We start from the raw sequence: 18136 nt of genomic DNA, 5'->3' as shown, positions 1-18136 counted from the left end.
ACATGATCTTGCTCACGGACGGCGACAATACTCAAAACAGGTTCACCACCTCCCAGTCGGCGATCGACTCGCGGACGGCGCTTGCCTGCACGGGTATCAAGAAGGCGGGGATCACCGTCTATACCATCCGCGTGATGGACGGGAACGCGACGCTGCTGCAGAACTGTTTGCAAGGCGGGCGTCGCGGCGGGCAATCCGAAGCGCAGATGGATCGCCGTCAGCAGGCGCAGCTCCACGCTCTTATAGGCATCGCCCATCACCACCTTGAAGGGCGAGATCATGTCGCCGATGACGTATTCCGGCGCATCGTGYAGCAGCGCCATCAATCGCCACGCGTCGCTCCAGTCGGGATTGAGRTGGCYSGCGATSGCCTCGACCAGCAGGCARTGCTGCGCGACCGAGAAGGAATGSKCSCCRCGCGTCTGGCCGTTCCAGCGTGCGACGCGGGCGAGGCCATGSGCGATRTCCTCGATCTCKAYATCGAGCGGSGAGGGGTCGAGCAGGTCGAGCCTCCGGCCCGAGAGCATGCGCTGCCAGGCGCGCGGCTGTTCGGGGGCGCGGGGCATCAGGCGGCGGGGCGGCTGTCGCGCGCGAGCGCCGCGCATTCGCTCCAGCGGAAGCAGCCGGTCAGGTGGTCGTTGACCAGCCCGCAGGCCTCCATGAAGGCGTAGACGATGGTGGGGCCGCAGAAGGTGAAGCCGGCTTTCTTCAGATCCTTCGAGATCGCCTCGGAGAGTTTCGTCTGCGTCGGCACCTCGTTCTGGGTGCGGAAGCTGTTCTGGAGGACGCGGCCGTCGAGATGCTTCCAGAGAAAGTCGGCGAAGGGCTCGCGCTCGCTGAGCCTGAGATAGGCCTGCGCGCTCTTGATCGTGCCCTCGATCTTGCCGCGATGGCGGATGATGCCGGGGTTGGCGAGCAGGCGCTGGACGTCGGCTTCGGTGAAGCGGGCGACCGCTTCGGGCTCGAAGCCGGCGAAGCCGGCGCGGAAGGCGTCGCGCTTCCTGAGGATCGTGATCCAGGACAGCCCGGCCTGGAAGCCGTCGAGGATCAGCTTCTCCCAGAGCGCGCGGGAATCATACTCCGGCACGCCCCATTCGGTGTCGTGATAGGCGAGGTAGAGCGGATCGGTGCCCGGCCAGCGGCAGCGGAATTTGCCGTCCGGCCCCGCGATGGCGATGCGTTCCTCGCTGGAGACACTTGCCTCGCTCAGAAGAGCTGTCTCGCTCATAGGACGGCTCCTGCGACGACGCCGAAGCTTGGCTCGCCGGGGAAGGGGAAGCGGATGAAGCCCGGCTTTTCCGCCAGATGGAAGGCGAGGCCGCCGCCGAGCGGTGTCTGCCCGGCTGCGAGCGCATCGGCCAGCCGGTCGAGCCGGAGCATCGCGAGCGCCTTGCCGTTCGCGCCCGAGCCGATGGTGCCGAGCGTCTTGCCGCCGGCTGTCGCCTCGGCGCCGGTTTCGGTGGCGATGCCGTCGTCGAAGACGATGGGCACGACGCGGGTGCGGGCGGTGCCGCGATGCTGCATGCGGGAGACGACCTCCTGGCCGATATAGCAGCCCTTCTTGAARGAGACGCCGCCGAGYTGGTCGAGCAGGGCCTCGTGCGGGAAGGTGTCGCCATAGGGGAAGTCGCGCCCGCCTGCGGGCATGCCGAGCGCGACGCGGCGGGCATGATAAGCCTCCGGCTCGGCATCGACGAGGCTGTCGATCCCGGCAGCAGCCGCGATGGCGCGCTGGCCGAGCGCCGGCAGGCGCGGGTCGTCATAGACGAAGCCGGCATCGGCCGGCAGCGGCGCACCATCGGCGGAAGCGAGGACGGCGCTGGACTCGGTCAGGTCGTCGAGCGCCACCTTGGCGCGCAGCTTGTAGAGCTTCAGGCGTTTCATCAGATCGGTGGTCTGGAGCAGGGGCGTATCGAGCAGGAAGCCGCCGCCATCTTCCGCCGGCAGCGCGACGACGAAGAAATCGCAGAGGATCTTGCCCTGCGGTGTCAGCAGCGCGCCATAGCCGGCCCGCTCCGGCGTCACCTCGTCCATCTCGTTGGTCACGATGTTCTGGAGGAAGTCGCGGGCATCCTCGCCGCTGACGCGGATGACGCCGCGATCGATCAATCTTGTGGCGGACATGGGCAGCCGGTCCAGTTCTGATGTCGGGTCGAGGTTCGTCAGCCGAATGGGGATGATGTCGCCACCCGAAAACTGTTTGGGCTTCCGGGACGGCGCGTTGGCCGATAGGTAGGCTGCATCCCGTCTTTGCTCAACCTCCCGGAGACCCGCCATGCCCCAGACCTACGACGTGATCCTCAAGGGCGGCACGGTGGTCAATCAGGATGGCCGCGTGACGCGCGACATCGGCATCACCGGCGGCAAGATCATGGCGCTGGGCGATCTCGGCCAGGCCTCGGCCGGCGAGGTCGTGAACTGCTACGGCCTGCACATCCTGCCGGGCGTGATCGACAGCCAGGTGCATTTCCGCGAGCCCGGGCTCGAGCATAAGGAAGATCTCGAGGCCGGCTCGCGCGCAGCTGCGCTTGGCGGCGTGACCTGCGTCTTCGAGATGCCGAACACGATTCCCCAGACGACGACGCCGGAGGCGCTGGCCGACAAGGTGAAGCGCGGCAGGCATCGCATGCATTGCGACTTCGCCTTCTGGGTCGGCGGCACGCATGAGAACGCCGCCAATGTGCCCGATCTCGAAAGGCTGCCGGGCGCGGCCGGCATCAAGGTGTTCATGGGCTCCTCGACCGGCGACCTGCTGGTCGAGGACGACCAGGGCGTCGCCGAGATCCTGAAGCGCACGCGCCGCCGCGCGGCCTTCCACTCCGAAGACGAGACGATGCTGCGCGAGCGCATGGATCTGCGCATCACCGGCGACCCGTCGAGCCACCCGGTCTGGCGCTCGCCCGAGGTGGCGCTGACCTGCACCAGGCGACTGGTGCGCATCGCGCGGCAGACCGGCGCCCGCGTCCACATCCTGCATATCTCGACGGCGGAGGAGATGGTCTTCCTCAAGGACCACAAGGATGTCGCGACCGTCGAGGTGCTGCCGAACCACCTGACCCTCGTCGCGCCTGACTGCTACGAGCGGCTCGGCAACTATGCCCAGATGAACCCGCCGATCCGCGACGACTATCATCGTCAGGGAATCTGGTGGGGCGTCGAGCAGGGTATCGTCGACGTGCTCGGCTCGGATCATGCGCCGCATACGCATGAGGAAAAGCACCACCCCTATCCGGAGAGCCATTCCGGCATGCCGGGCGTGCAGACGCTGGTGCCGATCATGCTCGACCATGTGAATGCGGGCAGGCTTTCGCTGGAGCGCTTCGTCGACCTCAGCAGCGCCGGGCCGCAGCGCATCTTCGGGCTGGAGGGCAAGGGCCGCATCGCGGTCGGCTACGACGCCGATTTCACCATCGTCGACCTCAAGCGCAAGCACACCATCACCAATGACTGGATCGCCTCGAAATGCGGTTGGACGCCCTATGACGGCGTCACCGTCACGGGCTGGCCCGTCGGCACCTATGTGCGTGGCCTGAAAGTGATGTGGGAGGGCGAATTGACGACGCCGTCGCAAGGCGAGCCGGCCCGCTTCCTGGAGGCGCTGCCGCGCGGCGCCTGAAACGGATCGGCGCCGCCCGCGTTCGGCTCTGGATGAGCGCGCGGGCGGCGCCGCAAAAAAATCAAAAAAGATTCCCGGCGCTGTCGATTTGAGCCGCGCCCGTTCGACGTGCAGTCAGAGAACGGGTTTCGGCGGTCCGCGCCGGAGCCGCCCGGTTCTCCCAAACCCAAGGAGAAGACCGATGCGTGTGATGGTTCTGGTCAAGGCCAGCAAGGACAGCGAAGCCGGCGTGATGCCGGACCCGGACGTCTTCGCGAAGATGGGCGTCTACAACGAGGAACTGATCAAGGCCGGCATCCTGCTCGCCGCTGAAGGCCTGCAGCCGACCTCCAAGGGGCTGCGCATGCGCTTCTCGGGCAGCGAGCGGGCGATCACCGACGGCCCCTTCGCCGAGACCAAGGAACTGCTCGCCGGCTTCTGGCTCTGGCAGGTGAAGTCGTTCGACGAGGCCGTCGAGTGGCTGAAGCGCGCGCCCTTCGACGGTGGCACTGAAATCGAGCTCAGGCCCGTCTTCGAGATGGAGGATTTCGGAGACATGGTGACGCCGGAGCGGCGCGAACGGAAAGAACACCTGCGCGCCGAATTCGAGAAGCGCCCCGGCTGAGCCGGCCCGGCATCCCACATCCAACTCAATGGACGGTGCAGGCGATGCCTCCGTCCCTCCAAAGGAGAAAACCGATGCGTTTCATGGTGATGGTCAAGGCGACGAAGGACAGCGAAGCCGGCGCTCCGCCGAGCCAGGAGCTGCTCGAGGCGATGATGGCCTACAATGAAGAGCTGGTGAAAGCCGGCATCATGAAGGGCGGCGACGGCCTGCAGCCCAGCTCGAAGGGCGCGCGCGTCCAGTTCGACGGCGCCAAGCGCTCCGTCGTCGACGGGCCCTTCGCCGAGACCAAGGAGCTCGTCGCCGGCTACTGGCTCTGGGAATGCGCCTCGCTGGAGGAGGCGATCGCCTGGGTCAAGCGCTGCCCCAACCCGATGCCCGGCCCGTCCGAAATCGAGATCCGGCCCTTGTTCGAGCTGGCCGATTTCGGCGAGATCGTCACGCCGGAGACCGCGGCGCAGTGGGATCGCCTCAAGGACGAAGTCGAAGGCAAGGGCTGAACGGCGCGCGAAGCGCGCCGCTTGCCAGCGCAGGCTGCTGATGGTGTGTATCGCTTCCCATGTCGGCAAGCGATACACACCGCACCGTCGAGACGGTCTGGCGCATGGAGGCGCCCCGGCTGATCGCAGGCCTCGTGCGGCTGACGCGCGATATCGGCCGCGCCGAGGAGCTGGCGCAGGACGCGCTGGTCGCGGCGCTGAAGCAATGGCCGGAAGAGGGCGTTCCCCGCAATCCCGCCGCCTGGCTGATGCAGGTCGCCAAGCATCGCGCGCTCGATGCCGCCCGTCGCGAGGCGATGGCGCGGCGCAAGCAGGAAGAGCTCGGCCGCGATCTCGAAGACGACGGCCCGTCCATGCCCGATCTCGATGCGGCGCTGGATGACGAGGTCGGCGACGATCTGCTCCGGCTGATTTTCACAGCCTGCCATCCGGTGCTGTCGCAGGAGTCGCGGGTGGCGCTGACGCTTCGGCTTATCGGCGGCCTGACGACCGAGGAGATCGCGCGCGCCTTCCTCGTGCCGGAGCCGACGATGGCGCAGCGCATCGTGCGGGCCAAGAAGACGTTGAGCGATGCGAGAGTGCCGTATGAGGTGCCGGCCGGGGCGGAGCTCGGCGAGCGCCTCGCCTCGGTGCTGGAGGTCGTCTACCTGATCTTCAACGAGGGCTATGCCGCGACGTCCGGCGACGACTGGGTGCGCCCGGCATTGTGCGAGGAAGCGCTCAGGCTCGGGCGCATCATTGCGGCGCGGGCGCCGCAGGAGCCGGAGGTTCACGGGCTGGTGGCGCTGATGGAGCTGCAGGCCTCGCGGCTGCGGGCACGGACCGGCCCGAACGGCGAGCCGATCCTGCTGCTCGACCAGAACCGCGCCCGCTGGGACCGGCTGCTGATCGGGCGCGGCCTGGCCGCGCTGGAGCGGGCGCAGCGGCTCGCGGGAGCTTCGCCCGGCCCCTATCTGCTGCAGGCCGCGCTCGCCGCCTGCCATGCCCGCGCCCGGACGGCCGAGGAGACCGACTGGGCGCGAATCGCGGCGCTCTACGCCGTGCTCTCCCGTGTGGCGCCGTCGCCGATCGTGGAATTGAACCGGGCTGTCGCGGTCGCCATGGCGGAGGGGGCGGCGGCGGGGCTGGAGTTGGTCGAAGCGCTGGCGGGGGAGCCTGCGCTCAAGCGCTATCACCTGCTGCCGAGCGTGCGCGGCGATCTTCTGTCCAAGCTCGGCCGGCATCGGGAGGCGGCGGAGGCCTTCGAGCAGGCGGTCGCGCTGACTGGTAACGTCAAGGAGCAGGCGCTGATGGCCGAGCGGGCCGTGAAGGCGCGGGCGGCTGCCGGCTAGTGCCGCGTGCCGCTGGTGAAGGCACCGCAGCGAACCTTCTCAGGCAGGGCCTCGGTGAAGACGGCGGTTGCCTCCTCGCCATAGGTCTCGACCAGGGTGCGCAGGGCCGCGAAGAGCGCGGCATGGGCCATGGCGTCGGAATCCAGCCCATCCTGCTGGCCCTCGGCAAAGGCGTCCTCGACATAACCGTAGGCAACACGGCGAGCGTCGCCATGGTCCTCGGGGAGGTTCGGGTCGAGCATCGGGTCGTCTGAAAGGATCGACATCGAGACGGGACTCTGCTGCCTCTGGCTGGAGCGAATCGCGGCGGTTCTGCCCCGGATCGCGACGTTTGATGACGTTCCCGTCATAGGCCGTGCCAGAGCGGCACGCCAGCGTGGTGTTTAGGAAAGGTTAACGCGACCGCAAGAATTCCACCGAACATCGCATTCGTGCAACATCTGTGGCCTATCCGCCATAGCGCCCCGCGAGCATCCGCGAGAGCTGCTGGCCCTGGTCGGCGAGGCGGGAAGAGGCCTCCTGGCTGGCGTCGGTGCAGGTCCGGTGCGTCAGCGAATAGGCCTTGAAGCCGCGGTTGAAGGCGGCGGTCAGGCGGTCCCGCCGCTGCGGCGTGCGGCCTTCGGCGTCGATCAGGGCCGCCATGCGATCGCGCCAGTCCTGAGCCTCCTTGCCGCCGCAGAGCGTGCGCAGATAGGCGAGCGAGCCCATGATCTCGGCAAGCTGGAGGAGCTGCGGCTCGTAGGGCGGACCATCCGGCTCCGGCGGCACGGGCTCGGCCGGTTTCGCGCCCTGTGCGGGTTTTGCTGYCGGAGCGGCGGGGCGCTGCTGGGCGAGAGCCGCCACGGGCGCGACGGCAAGCAGCATGGCGAGCGCGGCGGCGAGCGCCCTCACACCGAGGCTCCCCCGGTGAACAGCTTGTGGGCGCGGCGCAGCACCTCGCCAAGCTCGCGCGTGGTGGCGAGACCGCCGAGGCTCAGCGGATCGGCCCACATCACCGCGCCGGCCTCCGGCCCCGGACGCGGCTCGCCGGAGAGCCATTCGCCGATGAAGGAGGCGACGACGAAATGATGCGTGACCTCGCCCTTGGCATCGCGGCCGAAGATCTCGACATGGCGGTTGAAGCCGAGGATGCGGGCGGTGACGCCGACCTCTTCCTCGAGCTCCCGCAAGGCCGCTTCCTCGAGCGTCTCTCCGGCCTCGACCTTGCCGCCGGGCAGGGACCAGAGCCGGTCGGCCGGAGGCTTGGTGCGGGTCGCCAGCAGCACCTTGCCGTCGCGGAAGACCGCGACGGAGGCGGCCAGAACCGGTCGCGCCGGCGCCTTGCCGACCGCCGGGAAGCGGATGACCTGGCCGTCCCCCGCCGTCATCGGGCGCGGCTCCGGCTCAAACGTGCTGCCCGCCATTGATGTGCAACTCCGAGCCGGTGACGTAGCTCGATGCATCCGTGCAGAGGAAGTAGATCGCCTTGGCGACCTCTTCTGTCTTGCCGAGCCGTTTCATCGGCAAGGTCGCGACGATCTTTTCCGTGCCCGGCGAGAGGATGGCGGTGTCGATCTCGCCCGGCGAGATCGAGTTCACCCGGATCCCGAACGGCCCGAAATCGGCAGCCATCTCGCGGGTCAGGCTGGCGAGCGCGGCCTTGGAGGTGGCGTAGGCCGCGCCGGCGAAGGGGTGGACGCGCGATCCGGCGATCGAGGTGACGTTCACGATCGCCCCCTTCGCGGCGGTCAATTCGTCGAGGAGCCCGCGCGCCAGCATGATCGGCGCGAAGAAATTGACCTGGAAGACCTGGTGCCAGTCGTTGAAGGAGGTGGTGGCGGCACCCAGCCGCTCGCCCTTCGCCCCCTTGGGCGAGATGCCGGCATTGTTGACCAGCGCGTTGAGCTTGCCACCCTCGGCGGCGAGGCGCTTCTTGATCTCGGCGATGCCGCGCATCGTGTCCTCGGGGTCGCCGAGATCGATCTGGATGTGGTCGTCGGCCCCCGACGGCCAGGGGCATTTCTCGGAAAAGGCCTGACGCGAGCAGGACAGGATGCGCCAGCCCGCCATGGCGAACTGCATCACGGTGGCATGGCCGATGCCCCGGCTCGCGCCGGTCAGCAGCATGACCGGGCGCTTGCCCGCTTCAGTCTTGGGAAAGTCGAATTTCGGCATCGCCATGGGTCTTGAGTCCTCAAGTGCAGAGGCGTGTCTTCAGGGGTAGAAGCGCGGCATCAAGGGTAGAAGCGCGTCTTGGTCCAGGGCTCGGATGGCGAGGCCCGGCGGAAGATGATGCGGTCGTGCAAGCGGAAGGCCCCGTCGCGCCAGAAYTCGATATAGACCGGGGTGATGCGAAAGCCACGCCAATAAGGCGGGCGCGGAATCTCGCCGACGCCGAATTTGAGCGCATAGCTCGCGACGGCCTTCTCCAGTGCGAAGCGGCTCTCCAGCGGGCGCGACTGCTGCGAGGCCCACGCCCCGATTCGGCTGTCGCGCGGGCGGGACCGGAAATAGGCGTCCGATTCGGCATCGGTGACGAGCGCGACCGTGCCGCGGATGCGGATCTGCCGGCGCAGGCTCTTCCAATGGAAGAGAGCCGCGGCCTTGGGCTGGCCGAGCAGTTCCTCGCCCTTCTGGCTCTCGGTATTGGTGTAGAACACGAAGCCGTCCGGCCCATGCCCCTTGAGCAGAACCATGCGGCTGTTGGGCATTCCATCGCCGTCCACGGTGGAGAGCGCCATGCCGGTCGGGTCATTGAGCTCGGACTTCACCGCCTCGTCCAACCAGCTCTGAAACAGCGCGAAAGGCTCGTTTTCCTCGGTGAAGTCACCGCTCGYTAACGGTTGCACAGTCTAATCCTCAGCAATTGGAAGTGGGCGTTGGGCGAGCGCAAAGTGATCCGGTTTCGGGCGGCTGATTTATATAGGGCAGGGGCGGAGGCGTTCCAAAGCCTTCCTCGCTGCGTGGCGCCCATGCGCTCATGCGTCGCTGCCGTCGCGTTGGGGCTGCTGGCCGCCGGCTGCTCGGTGTCCTTCCCGATCCTGGGCCTGTCGAGCAAGAGCGAGGACGAGGTCGCGACGACCTCCGCCATCCTGCCGAGCCGGGGGCCGGACAAGGCCGCCGGGCTGGGCACCCTCGCCAGCGAGCTCGGTCCCGAGGATCTGCGCCGGGCGGATGGCGCCATGTCGGTCGCGCTCGATCCGCAGGGCAATGGCGCCGCCGTCTCCTGGGACAATCCGCAAACCGGCATCAAGGGCTCCTTCGTGCCCGTCGGCGGCCCGTTTCTGCGCGCCGACGAAATCTGCCGGGCCTTCATCGCCAGCGTCCAGACGCAGACCCGGCCGCTCAAGCTGCAAGGCACCGCCTGCCGCCCCTCGGGCGGAGATTGGGCGGTCAAGGACATGGAGCCCTGGAAGGGGCTGGGTTAGAGCATCCGCCCGGGCCATTCGCCTCGGCCGGTAAGGCGGGAGCGGAAGCGTATCCCGCAAGATGTTGCGTACGGGCCACACCATCCCCAGATAAGGCGTAGCGGACGGCTTGCCGGCAGACGGGGCCGTCCTAGTCTTGCGTGGAAACGAGGTTTTTGGATGCGCGATCCGTATCAGGTTCTGGGCGTCGCCCGCGGCGCGAGCGATGCGGAGATCAAGAAGGCTTTCCGTCGCCGCGCCAAGGAGCTGCACCCTGACGCGAACCGGGACGATCCGAAGGCGCAGGACAGGTTCGCCGAGCTGAACACGGCCTATGAGGTGCTGGGCGACGAGACCAAGCGCAAGCAGTTCGACCGCGGCGAGATCGACGGCGAGGGCAAGCCGAAATTCCAGGGCTTCGAGGGGATGGGCGCCGGCCGTGGCGGCCGGGCCGGCGGCTTCGAGTTCAATTTCGGCCAGGGCGCGCCTTTCGGCCGTGGTGGCGACGCCGGATTCGATGCCTCCGACATCTTCTCCTCGCTCTTCGGCGAGGCCGGCCGCCGCGCGCGCGGCAAGGCCGAGCCGCAGAAGCCGCCGGAGCAGAGCTTCACGCTCGAGGTGACGCTGGCTCAGGCGGTCAGCGGCGCCACGCGGCGTGTCAAGCTGCCGGGCGGGCGCGAGGTCGAGATCACCATTCCCGAAGGGGTGAGCGACGGCAAGGTCATGCGCCTGCGCGGGCTCGGCCAGACCGATCCCTATTCCGGCGAGACCGGCGACGTACTGATGACCATCAAGGTCAAGCCCGATCCGCGCTTCACCATCGACGGCCAGGATCTGCGCACGCGCGTCGCCGTGCCGCTGGCCAAGGCGGTTCTGGGCGGGCCGCTGCATGTGCCGACCCTGACCGGCGCCGTGGAAATGACCATTCCGCCGATGACCGGCACGACCAAGCAGTTTCGGCTGCGCGGCAAGGGCCTGAAGGGCGAGAAAGGTGCCGCCGGCGACCTCTTCGTCGCCATCGACATCGAGATGCCGGCGAGCGATGCGGAGCTCTCCGCATTGATGAAGGCGCGCGCCGAGTAACGAGCCGCCAGCCGAAGAAACGGGCCTGGGCGAGGCCCGGTTCGGCCTCGCGGGGCTGCAATCCAGGCGTGGGGACAGCGTTCAAAAGCGGTTTCCACTTCCCCGCGACTGTTCTAAGAGACCTGCTCCTCGTTCATCTGCGGGTCCCCCATGCCTGATTCCAACGCCGTTTCGCCGACCGCCAATCTCCTCAAGGGCAAGCGCGGCCTCGTGATGGGCGTCGCGAACAACCGGTCCATCGCCTGGGGCATCGCCAAGGCAGCGGCGGACGCGGGCGCGGAACTCGCCTTCACCTATCAGGGCGATGCGCTGAAGAAGCGGGTCGAGCCGCTCGCCAAGGAGCTCGGCGGCCATGTCGTCGGCCATTGCGACGTCACCGACGGCGCCACGATCGAYGCMGTCTTCGCCGAGGTCGAGAAGCTCTGGGGCAAGCTCGAYTTCGTCGTYCACTGCATCGCCTTCTCSGACAAGGACGAGCTSACCGGCCGCTATGTCGAGACCACCGAGGCGAATTTCTCCAAGTCGCTGCTGATCTCCTGCTATTCCTTCACGGCGATCACCCAGCGCGCCGAGAAGCTGATGMCSRATGGCGGCTCGMTGCTGACGCTGACCTATTACGGCGCCGAGAARTGGATGCCGCATTACAACGTCATGGGCRTSGCGAARGCRGCGCTGGAATCGAGCGTGCAGTATCTCGCCGCCGATCTCGGCCCCTCGAAGATCCGCGTCAACGCGATCTCGGCCGGGCCGATCAAGACGCTGGCTGCCTCCGGCATTGGCGATTTCCGCTACATCCTGCGCTGGAACGAATACAACTCCCCGCTGCGCCGCACGGTCACCATCGAGGAGGTCGGCGAGACCGCGGTGTTCCTCGTCTCGGACATGTCGCGCGGCATCACCGGCGAGATCATGCATGTCGACGCCGGCTACCATGTCGTCGGCATGAAGGTGCCGACCGCGCCGGACATCTCGCTCGACAAGGGCGAGTGAACCGGAAGGCCGCCGGCCGCTATTGCGCCAGCAATCTCTTCAACCGATCCGTCGCGGCATCGTCGCGGCGGATCGTTTCGTCTGCGATCGCCTCCAGCAAAGCCGCGACCGTTCGCCCGCCAATCAGCTTGGCGGGCAGGATCTGCGCCAGCGGCGCCAGCACGAAGGCGCGCTCGGCGATGCGCGGATGGGGGATCTGGAGGCCGGGCCGGTCGATTACCGTCTCGCCATAGGTCAGGATGTCGATGTCGAGCGTGCGGGGCCCCCAGCGCTCGCGGCGCTCGCGGCCGCCGGCGCGTTCCAGCTCGAGGCACAGCGTGAGCAGGTCGTCGGCGGTCAGCGTGGTTTCGATCCGCGCCGCCATGTTGAGGAATTCCGGCTGGTCGATCTTGCCCCAGGGCGGGGTGCGATAGACCGGGGAGAGCTGTCCGAGCCTGACGGCCGGATGCCGGCGCAAGGCGATCAGCGCCGCGGCGAAGGCCGCGACGGGATCGCCGAGATTGCCGCCAAAGGCGAGTGCGGCTTCAGTCGCCACGCCGGAAGCTCAGCTTGACGCCGACCGCGCCCAGCGTCGCCGGGATGGGCGGGGCGGGCTTGCGCAGGGTGACCTCGACGCCCGCGACGGGGGCGAAGGCCTCGAACAGGGCGAGCGCGACGGCGCGCGCGGCACCCTCCAGCAGATGATAGCGCCGGGCCGTGAAGGCTTCGCTGACGATGGCGACGGCGCGGCCGTAATCGACCGTATCGGCAAGGCGGTCGCTCAGCGCGGCGGCGCGCAGGTCGACATCGAGCACAAGGTCGAGGACGAAGCGCTGGCCGAGCCGCTCCTCTTCCGAGAAGAAGCCGTGATAGGCGTAGATATCGAGCTGCTCGATCAGGATGCGGCCGGTCTCGCTCACGGGATCACCTTCGTTTCGTCCGCGATGGCGGCCCAGACCTTGAGCGCGTCGACATGCGGCGCGACGTCATGGACGCGCAGGATGGCGGCGCCGCGGCTGGCGCCGTAGAGATGGGCGGAGAGCGTGGCGGCCAGCCGCTCGGCCGGGACCTTGCGGCCGGTGACGAGGCCCAGCGTCGATTTGCGCGAAGCACCGAGCAGAATCGGGCAGCCGAGCACGTTGAGCCGGTCGAGCTCGCGGATCAGGTCGAGGTTCTGGCGCGGCGTCTTGCCGAAGCCGATGCCGGGATCGACGACGATCTGGCTGCGCGGCACGCCGGCGGCGGTGGCGATGGCGATGGAGCCTTCGAGGAAGCCGATCACCTCGTCGAAGATATCGAGGGAGCCATCGACCGTGTCGCGGTTGTGCATCAGCACCATCGGGGCTCCGGCCCGTGCTGCGACCTCGGCGATGCGCGGATCGCGCCGGCAACCCCAGACGTCGTTGACGATGGAGGCGCCGGCGGCGAGCGCGGCCTCGGCGACCTCCGCCTTGTAGCTGTCGATCGAGAGCGGCACGGCGCTGCGGGCCTTCAGCCCGGCGATGACGGGGAGCACGCGGGCAAGCTCCGTCGCGGCATCGACGGTTTCGTGGCCGGGCCTGGTCGATTCGCCGCCGATATCGACGATCGCCGCGCCTTCTTCGGCCAGCCGCAGACCGTGCGCCACCCCCGCCTCGGCGCTGCCGAGCAAGCCGCCATCCGAGAAGGAATCCGGCGTGACGTTGACGATGCCCATGAGCAAGGGCCCCGCGTCGAGCGCGAGGCGGCGGCCATCGGGGAGAGTGAGGGCAGGAGGCATGGCGGTCCGCGAATTCGGAGCCATGAGGCTCACCTGCCGCCTATACACAGCCTGTTGCCGATCGGCCACCCAAAGCGACGGATCGTCGCGATCGGCCCTGCGCATAGCCGATGGGCGCATTAGGCTTTTGACCTCCCCCGGCGAGGCGTGCAGAAGCCGGGCATGATCCCGCTCTCGCTTCCGCACCGGCTCATTCTCGTCCGCCATGGCGAGACCGACTGGAATCGCGAGGGGCGGCTGCAGGGCGGGCAGGATATCCCGCTCAACGCGCTCGGGCGCGAGCAGGCGGCGGAGGCGGCCGGGCGGCTCAAGGCGCTGGAGCCGGGCTTCGCGACGCTCGACTATATCTGCTCGCCGATGGAGCGGGCGCGGGAGACGATGGACATCCTGCGCCGCGATCTCGGCCTGCCGGCGGGAGAATACCGCGTCGATCCGCGATTGAAGGAACTCACCTTCGGGGCGTGGGAAGGTTTCACCTGGCGCGATATCCGCAAAGCCGAGCGCGAGCAGGCGCATCTGCGCGARCGCGACAAATGGAGCTTCGTGCCACCCGGCGGGGAGAGCTACCGGATGCTGGCGGAACGGGTGCGGCCGGTGCTGGAGGAATTGCAGCGCGAGACGGTGATCGTCAGCCATGGCGGCGTGGCGCGGGCSGTGCTCGCKCTCGTCGGCGCGGTCTCGCCGCTGAAGGCTTCCATGGTCGAGATCTGGCAGGGCAAGCTGCTCGTCGTCGAGGGCAGCAAGGCCGAGTGGCTCTGAGCCTCGGCTTTACCGCGCCGGCATTCATCACCGGTTCACGGATGATCTGGCACGAGGAATGTGCTAGCAGGGCGCGCGGAGCGGCGGCTTGCCCGGCCGGGGGGCTCGACCGGATAGCGCGGTCATCGGAGCGTCGATTCCGGGTTTGTTTAAAGGTGCGTGGCAAGGTGCGAATGAAGGATGCGGGAGCCGCGCTTCCCGCCCTCCATCCGGGCTTTGAGCGCAGCGCCGAGGTCTGGGCGGCTGCCGGCCGGCAGGCGCGCGGGCTCCACCTCGCGGGCGTTGGCCCCGGCGACATGGTCGGCCTGTGGATGCCGCGCGGCATCGACCTGCTGATCGCGCAGATCGCGATCACGCGCGCGGGCGCGGCCTGGGTGCCGTTCGACGCCGAGGCGCCGGTCGAGCGCATCGCGACCTGCCTGAACGACGCGCAGGCCAAGGGCATCGTCACCTGCGGCGGCTGGGCCGTCCGCGCCGAGGACACGGGCCGCACGATCTGGACGCCCGATGCGCTTGCCGCGGGCGCCGACGGGGTCGAGCCGCCGGCACGCGCCGCCGGGCTGACCAAGGACCACCCCGCCTATCTGATCTACACCTCAGGCTCGACGGGCACGCCGAAGGCGATCGTCATCAGCCACCGCAACATCTGCCATTTCCTGCGCTCGGGGAACGCGTTCTACGGCATCGGCCCCGACGATGTGGTCTTCCAGGGCGCTTCCGTCGCCTTCGATCTGTCGATGGAGGAGATCTGGACGCCCTATCTCGTCGGCGCGACGCTGTTCGTGGCCTCGCCGGAGATGATGGGCGATGCCGAGAAGCTGCCGGGGCTGCTGGAGCAGGCCGGCGTCACCGTCATCGACACGGTGCCGACGCTGCTCGGCATCCTGCCCTCCGACGTGCCGTCGCTGCGCCTCATCCTGCTCGGCGGCGAGGCGCTGCCGCCGGCGATCGTGCAGAAATGGTCGCGGCCGGGCCGGCGCATCCTCAACACCTACGGCCCCACCGAGGCCACGGTCGTCGCCACCGCCGCCGAGGTCGTGCCGGGCGAGACGGTCACCATCGGCCGGCCGATCCCGAACTACACGGCCTATGTCGTCAGCGAGGGCCTGCACCTCGTCCAGCCGGGCGAGCAGGGCGAATTGCTGATCGGCGGCCCCGGCGTGGCCAAGGGCTATCACGGCCGTCCGGAGCTGACCGCCGAGAAGTTCATCGCGAATCCGTTCTCCGGAGTCGCCGGCTCCGACGATCCGATCCTCTACCGCTCGGGCGACGCGGTCAGCCTCGATGCCGACGGCAATATCGTCTTCCACGGCCGCATCGACGATCAGATCAAGATCCGCGGCTTCCGCGTCGAACTCGGCGAGATCGAATCCAAGCTCGCCGACGAGCCCGGCGTGGCGCAGGCGGCTGTCGTGCTGCGCACGGATGACGGCATCGAGCGGCTGGTCGCCTTCGTCGTGCCGGAGCCGGGCATCGCGGTCGATGGGCCGGCGCTCAGGGCCGCGCTGCGCGAGAAGCTGCCGCCCTATATGGTGCCGGCGCATTTCGAGGCCGTCGGCTCGCTGCCGCGCATGGTTTCCGGCAAGGTCGACCGCAAGATGCTGAAGGCGGCGCCGCTCACGGCGCCCAGTGCCGATGGCGAGCAGGAGCCGCCGCGCAACGCCACCGAGGCGGCATTGCTGGACGCGGCCAAGCGCGTGCTCGGCGCGGCGAGCCTGCCGCTCGAGGCCGATTTCTTCGTCGATCTCGGTGGGCATTCGCTGCTCGCCGCCCGCTTCATCTCGATCGTGCGCGAGACGCCGGCCTATGCCGGCATCACGCTGCAGGATGTCTACGGTGCCCGCACGCTGCGCGCGATGGCCGGGCTCCTCGACGAGCGCGGCGCGGCGGTGAGCGAGGACCTCTCCTTCACGCCGCCGCCCTTCCTGCGCCGCTTCCTCTGCGGGCTGGCGCAGGCGGCGGTGCTGCCGGTCATCATCGGGCTTTCCACCGCGCAATGGCTCGGCGTCTTCGTCACCTACATGATCGTGTCGGGCGAGGACCTGTCGCTGCTCGGTCAGATCGGCGCGCTGCTCGGCATCTATGTCGCGATCATCGTCGTGACCGGGCTCATCGCCATCGCGCTGAAATGGATCGTGCTCGGGCGCACCAAGCCCGGCGTCTATCCGCTCTGGGGTGTCTATTATTTCCGCTGGTGGTTCGCGGCGCGCGTCGCCGGGCTTGTCCATATCAAATGGCTGCAGGGCTCGCCGGTGATGCGCTTCTACTGGCGCCTGCTCGGCGCCAAGGTCGGGCGCGACGTCATCCTCTCCGATTACGAGGCCGGCGCCATCGACCTGATCGAGATCGGCGAGGGCTCGACCTTCGGCACCAAGACCACCTTCGCCAATGGCGAGGCGATCGGCGACAAGCTGGTGATCGGCCGCATCACCATCGGCAAGGACGTCTCGGCCGGCGCCTCCGTCGTGTTCGGCCATGGCGCGGTGATCGGCGACCATGCCGAGATCGCCGATCTCACCGCCATCGCGCCCGGCACCCATGTCGGCGCGGCCGAGATCTGGGACGGTTCGCCCGGCCGCAAGACCGGCATGGTCGATGTCGCCGCATTGCCGCCGCAGGCGCAGGCCTCGTCGGGGCGGCGGGCGCTGATGACGGCCTTCTACATCTTCATGCTGATCGTGCTCCCGCCGGTCAGCCTGCTGCCGATCTTCCCGGCCTTCTGGCTGTTCGACAAGATCGACTACTGGATCGCCGGCTGGACCGACATCAGTTATCTCTGGTTCCTGCCGATCCTGACCTGGCCGACCGCGATCGGCCTCATCGCCTTCACCGTGCTGATGATCGCGGCGCTACGCTGGGCGATCCTGCCGCGGGTGACGAGCGGCTCCTATTCGATCCATTCCGGCTTCTACGCCCGCAAATGGACGGTGGCGCTGGCCACCGAGGTGACGCTGGAGACGCTGTCGTCGCTCTTCGCCACCATCTATATGCGGGCCTGGTACCGGCTGATGGGCGCGCGGATCGGGAGCGGGGCGGAAATCTCGACCAACCTCTCCGGCCGCTACGACGTGACCGGCATCGGCGCCGGCAATTTCATCGCCGACGAGGTCGTGTTCGGCGACGAGGAGATGCGGCGCGGCTATATGCGCCTCGACGAGACGCGCACGGGCGAGCAGGTCTTCGTCGGCAACGATGCCGTCGTGCCGCCGGGCGCCGTCATTCCGGACCGCGTGCTGATTGGCATCAAGTCGAAGCCGCCGGCGAACGACAGGATGCAGCCCGGCGATACCTGGTTCGGTTCGCCGCCGATCAAGCTGCCGACGCGCCAGAAGGTCGATCTCGGGGCCGACTGGACCTACAAGCCGTCCTTCGCCAAGCAGTTCGGGCGCGGCGTCTTCGAGGCGCTGCACACCTCCTTCCCCTCGATGCTGTTCATCACCTTCGGCACCATCGCGGTCGACATGGTGCTGCAGCAGAAGATCAACGAGGGCGACTGGCTCGGCCTCGTCACCTCTTTCATGGGCGTCGCCGTCGTCATCGCGCTGGTGCAGGCAGTGATCTGCGCAGGCGTCAAATGGCTGATGATGGGCGTCTACAAGCCGGTGATGAAGCCGATGTGGTCCTGGTGGGCGATGCGCACCGAGGCGGTCGCGGTGATGTATTGGGGCCTCGGCGGCAAGGTGCTGTTCGACTATCTGCGCGGCACGCCTTTCCTGCCCTGGTTCCTGATGCTGTTCGGCGCGAAATACGGCAAGGGCGTCTGGCTCGACTCCACCGACATCACCGAGTTCGACTGCATCAAGGTCGGCGACTTCTGCACGGTCAACGCCCATTCGGCGCTGCAGACGCATCTCTACGAGGACCGGGTGATGAAGGTCGGCCGGGTCAGGCTCGGCAAGGGCGTCTGCGTCGGCGCCGGCGCAACCGTGCTCTACGACACCCATGTCGGCGACTACGCCCAGATCGGCCTGCTCACCGTGATCATGAAGGGCGAGAACCTGCCGGCGCATACGCGCTGGGAGGGAGCGCCTGCGGTGCCGGCGAAGGCGGCTGCGGGGCATTGAGCCGCTCGCTTCGTTTGACCATGGGTCCCGGCACGGACTAAGACCCTGCGCAGATTTCGCGCAGG

General features: G+C 68.2%; 19 protein-coding genes and 1 pseudogene. 9 read left to right on the top strand and 11 right to left on the bottom strand.

The window, feature by feature from the left end; all coding sequences use genetic code 11:
* Positions 1-152: 152 nt before the first annotated feature.
* From AB4Y99_RS14980 to ygfZ, 3 genes and pseudogenes are all read right to left on the bottom strand, one after another.
* Positions 153-605: pseudogene (locus AB4Y99_RS14980) on the bottom strand (YfbR-like 5'-deoxynucleotidase); the annotation flags it as partial.
* Positions 566-1228 (bottom strand): DNA-3-methyladenine glycosylase I, encoded by a 663-nt coding sequence (locus AB4Y99_RS14975; RefSeq protein ID WP_441523859.1) that lies wholly within the window; start codon positions 1226-1228, stop codon positions 566-568. The pseudogene AB4Y99_RS14980 and the gene AB4Y99_RS14975, both read right to left, overlap by 40 nt.
* Positions 1225-2124 (bottom strand): CAF17-like 4Fe-4S cluster assembly/insertion protein YgfZ, encoded by a 900-nt coding sequence (ygfZ, locus tag AB4Y99_RS14970; RefSeq protein ID WP_441523858.1) that lies wholly within the window; start codon positions 2122-2124, stop codon positions 1225-1227. Before ygfZ ends, AB4Y99_RS14975 begins: the two co-directional genes overlap by 4 nt.
* A 151-nt stretch (positions 2125-2275) precedes the next feature.
* Between ygfZ and AB4Y99_RS14965 the strand changes: the two genes are divergently transcribed.
* The 4 genes from AB4Y99_RS14965 (at position 2276) to AB4Y99_RS14950 (ending at position 6051) form a co-directional block, all read left to right on the top strand.
* The gene (locus tag AB4Y99_RS14965; protein WP_038359577.1) at positions 2276-3616 is read left to right on the top strand and encodes a dihydroorotase; all 1341 of its coding nucleotides are present in this window, start codon (positions 2276-2278) and stop codon (positions 3614-3616) included.
* A 181-nt stretch (positions 3617-3797) separates the two neighbouring features.
* On the top strand, positions 3798-4220 hold the full coding sequence (locus AB4Y99_RS14960) for a YciI family protein (RefSeq protein ID WP_441523857.1): 423 nt from the start codon (positions 3798-3800) through the stop codon (positions 4218-4220).
* Positions 4221-4294: 74 nt separating this feature from the next.
* Entirely contained in the window at positions 4295-4720 is a 426-nt protein-coding gene (locus AB4Y99_RS14955) for a YciI family protein (RefSeq protein WP_441523856.1), read from the top strand.
* Between the two features lie 59 nt (positions 4721-4779).
* Positions 4780-6051, top strand: a complete 1272-nt coding sequence (locus AB4Y99_RS14950) for an RNA polymerase sigma factor (protein ID WP_441523855.1) — start codon at positions 4780-4782, stop codon at positions 6049-6051.
* Here the strand turns inward: AB4Y99_RS14950 and AB4Y99_RS14945 are convergent.
* The 5 genes from AB4Y99_RS14945 to pdxH form a co-directional block, all read right to left on the bottom strand.
* Entirely contained in the window at positions 6048-6317 is a 270-nt protein-coding gene (locus AB4Y99_RS14945) for a hypothetical protein (protein ID WP_370954497.1), read from the bottom strand. The two genes, AB4Y99_RS14950 and AB4Y99_RS14945, sit on opposite strands and share 4 nt — an antisense overlap.
* Before the next feature lie 181 nt (positions 6318-6498).
* A complete protein-coding gene (locus AB4Y99_RS14940) occupies positions 6499-6942 on the bottom strand; it encodes a TIGR02301 family protein (RefSeq protein ID WP_441523854.1) in 444 nt (147 codons plus the stop codon).
* Positions 6939-7418 (bottom strand): NUDIX hydrolase, encoded by a 480-nt coding sequence (locus AB4Y99_RS14935; RefSeq protein WP_441523853.1) that lies wholly within the window; start codon positions 7416-7418, stop codon positions 6939-6941. The genes AB4Y99_RS14940 and AB4Y99_RS14935 overlap by 4 nt, the downstream gene beginning before the upstream one ends.
* 16 nt (positions 7419-7434) lie before the next feature.
* The gene (locus AB4Y99_RS14930; protein WP_370954495.1) at positions 7435-8211 is read right to left on the bottom strand and encodes an SDR family NAD(P)-dependent oxidoreductase; all 777 of its coding nucleotides are present in this window, start codon (positions 8209-8211) and stop codon (positions 7435-7437) included.
* Between the two features lie 53 nt (positions 8212-8264).
* On the bottom strand, positions 8265-8879 hold the full coding sequence (gene pdxH / locus AB4Y99_RS14925) for a pyridoxamine 5'-phosphate oxidase (protein ID WP_441523852.1): 615 nt from the start codon (positions 8877-8879) through the stop codon (positions 8265-8267).
* Positions 8880-9002: 123 nt separating this feature from the next.
* On the opposite strand from pdxH, the gene AB4Y99_RS14920 reads away from it, so the two are divergent.
* The 3 genes from AB4Y99_RS14920 (at position 9003) to fabI (ending at position 11510) form a co-directional block, all read left to right on the top strand.
* Positions 9003-9458 (top strand): RT0821/Lpp0805 family surface protein, encoded by a 456-nt coding sequence (locus AB4Y99_RS14920; RefSeq protein ID WP_112764455.1) that lies wholly within the window; start codon positions 9003-9005, stop codon positions 9456-9458.
* A gap of 159 nt (positions 9459-9617) precedes the next feature.
* Complete coding sequence (locus AB4Y99_RS14915) at positions 9618-10520, top strand: DnaJ C-terminal domain-containing protein (RefSeq protein ID WP_038359563.1); 903 nt, start codon at positions 9618-9620, stop codon at positions 10518-10520.
* A gap of 150 nt (positions 10521-10670) precedes the next feature.
* Complete coding sequence (gene fabI, locus AB4Y99_RS14910; RefSeq protein ID WP_441523851.1) at positions 10671-11510, top strand: enoyl-ACP reductase FabI; 840 nt, start codon at positions 10671-10673, stop codon at positions 11508-11510.
* 19 nt (positions 11511-11529) lie between these two features.
* Here the strand turns inward: fabI and folK are convergent, their stop codons facing one another.
* Genes folK through folP form a run of 3 tightly spaced genes read right to left on the bottom strand, consistent with a single transcriptional unit; the run spans position 11530 to position 13248 of the window.
* Entirely contained in the window at positions 11530-12045 is a 516-nt protein-coding gene (gene folK, locus AB4Y99_RS14905; RefSeq protein ID WP_441523850.1) for a 2-amino-4-hydroxy-6-hydroxymethyldihydropteridine diphosphokinase, read from the bottom strand.
* Positions 12035-12409 carry a dihydroneopterin aldolase gene (folB, locus tag AB4Y99_RS14900; protein ID WP_166653040.1) on the bottom strand — a complete coding sequence of 125 codons (375 nt, stop codon included), beginning with the start codon at positions 12407-12409 and terminating at the stop codon, positions 12035-12037. The genes folK and folB overlap by 11 nt, the downstream gene beginning before the upstream one ends.
* On the bottom strand, positions 12406-13248 hold the full coding sequence (gene folP, locus AB4Y99_RS14895; RefSeq protein WP_142022167.1) for a dihydropteroate synthase: 843 nt from the start codon (positions 13246-13248) through the stop codon (positions 12406-12408). Before folP ends, folB begins: the two co-directional genes overlap by 4 nt.
* Before the next feature lie 162 nt (positions 13249-13410).
* Between folP and AB4Y99_RS14890 the strand changes: the two genes are divergently transcribed.
* Positions 13411-14007: a histidine phosphatase family protein gene (locus tag AB4Y99_RS14890; RefSeq protein WP_133564470.1), complete on the top strand. Its 597-nt coding sequence runs from the start codon at positions 13411-13413 to the stop codon at positions 14005-14007.
* 173 nt (positions 14008-14180) lie between these two features.
* Positions 14181-18071 carry a Pls/PosA family non-ribosomal peptide synthetase gene (locus tag AB4Y99_RS14885; protein ID WP_441523849.1) on the top strand — a complete coding sequence of 1297 codons (3891 nt, stop codon included), beginning with the start codon at positions 14181-14183 and terminating at the stop codon, positions 18069-18071.
* Positions 18072-18136: the final 65 nt, after the last annotated feature.

The sequence above is a fragment of the Allobosea sp. TAB14 genome (genome assembly GCF_052113865.1).
Classification (GTDB): Bacteria; Pseudomonadota; Alphaproteobacteria; order Rhizobiales; family Beijerinckiaceae; genus Allobosea; species Allobosea spartocytisi.
This window is presented reverse-complemented; position numbering and strand designations above follow the sequence as displayed.

What these genes read in the sequence shown, in the direction of transcription:
- AB4Y99_RS14955 (WP_441523856.1), top strand. Translation starts at nt 4,295, where the DNA reads ATGCGTTTCATGGTGATGGTCAAGGCGACGAAGGACAGCGAAGCCGGC.
- AB4Y99_RS14920 (WP_112764455.1), top strand. Translation starts at nt 9,003, where the DNA reads ATGCGCTCATGCGTCGCTGCCGTCGCGTTGGGGCTGCTGGCCGCCGGC.
- AB4Y99_RS14945 (WP_370954497.1), bottom strand. Translation starts at nt 6,317, where the DNA reads ATGTCGATCCTTTCAGACGACCCGATGCTCGACCCGAACCTCCCCGAG.
- AB4Y99_RS14960 (WP_441523857.1), top strand. Translation starts at nt 3,798, where the DNA reads ATGCGTGTGATGGTTCTGGTCAAGGCCAGCAAGGACAGCGAAGCCGGC.
- AB4Y99_RS14885 (WP_441523849.1), top strand. Translation starts at nt 14,181, where the DNA reads ATGAAGGATGCGGGAGCCGCGCTTCCCGCCCTCCATCCGGGCTTTGAG.
- folP (WP_142022167.1), bottom strand. Translation starts at nt 13,248, where the DNA reads ATGCCTCCTGCCCTCACTCTCCCCGATGGCCGCCGCCTCGCGCTCGAC.
- AB4Y99_RS14935 (WP_441523853.1), bottom strand. Translation starts at nt 7,418, where the DNA reads ATGACGGCGGGGGACGGCCAGGTCATCCGCTTCCCGGCGGTCGGCAAG.
- AB4Y99_RS14965 (WP_038359577.1), top strand. Translation starts at nt 2,276, where the DNA reads ATGCCCCAGACCTACGACGTGATCCTCAAGGGCGGCACGGTGGTCAAT.
- AB4Y99_RS14975 (WP_441523859.1), bottom strand. Translation starts at nt 1,228, where the DNA reads ATGAGCGAGACAGCTCTTCTGAGCGAGGCAAGTGTCTCCAGCGAGGAA.
- AB4Y99_RS14950 (WP_441523855.1), top strand. Translation starts at nt 4,780, where the DNA reads ATGTCGGCAAGCGATACACACCGCACCGTCGAGACGGTCTGGCGCATG.
- AB4Y99_RS14930 (WP_370954495.1), bottom strand. Translation starts at nt 8,211, where the DNA reads ATGGCGATGCCGAAATTCGACTTTCCCAAGACTGAAGCGGGCAAGCGC.
- AB4Y99_RS14915 (WP_038359563.1), top strand. Translation starts at nt 9,618, where the DNA reads ATGCGCGATCCGTATCAGGTTCTGGGCGTCGCCCGCGGCGCGAGCGAT.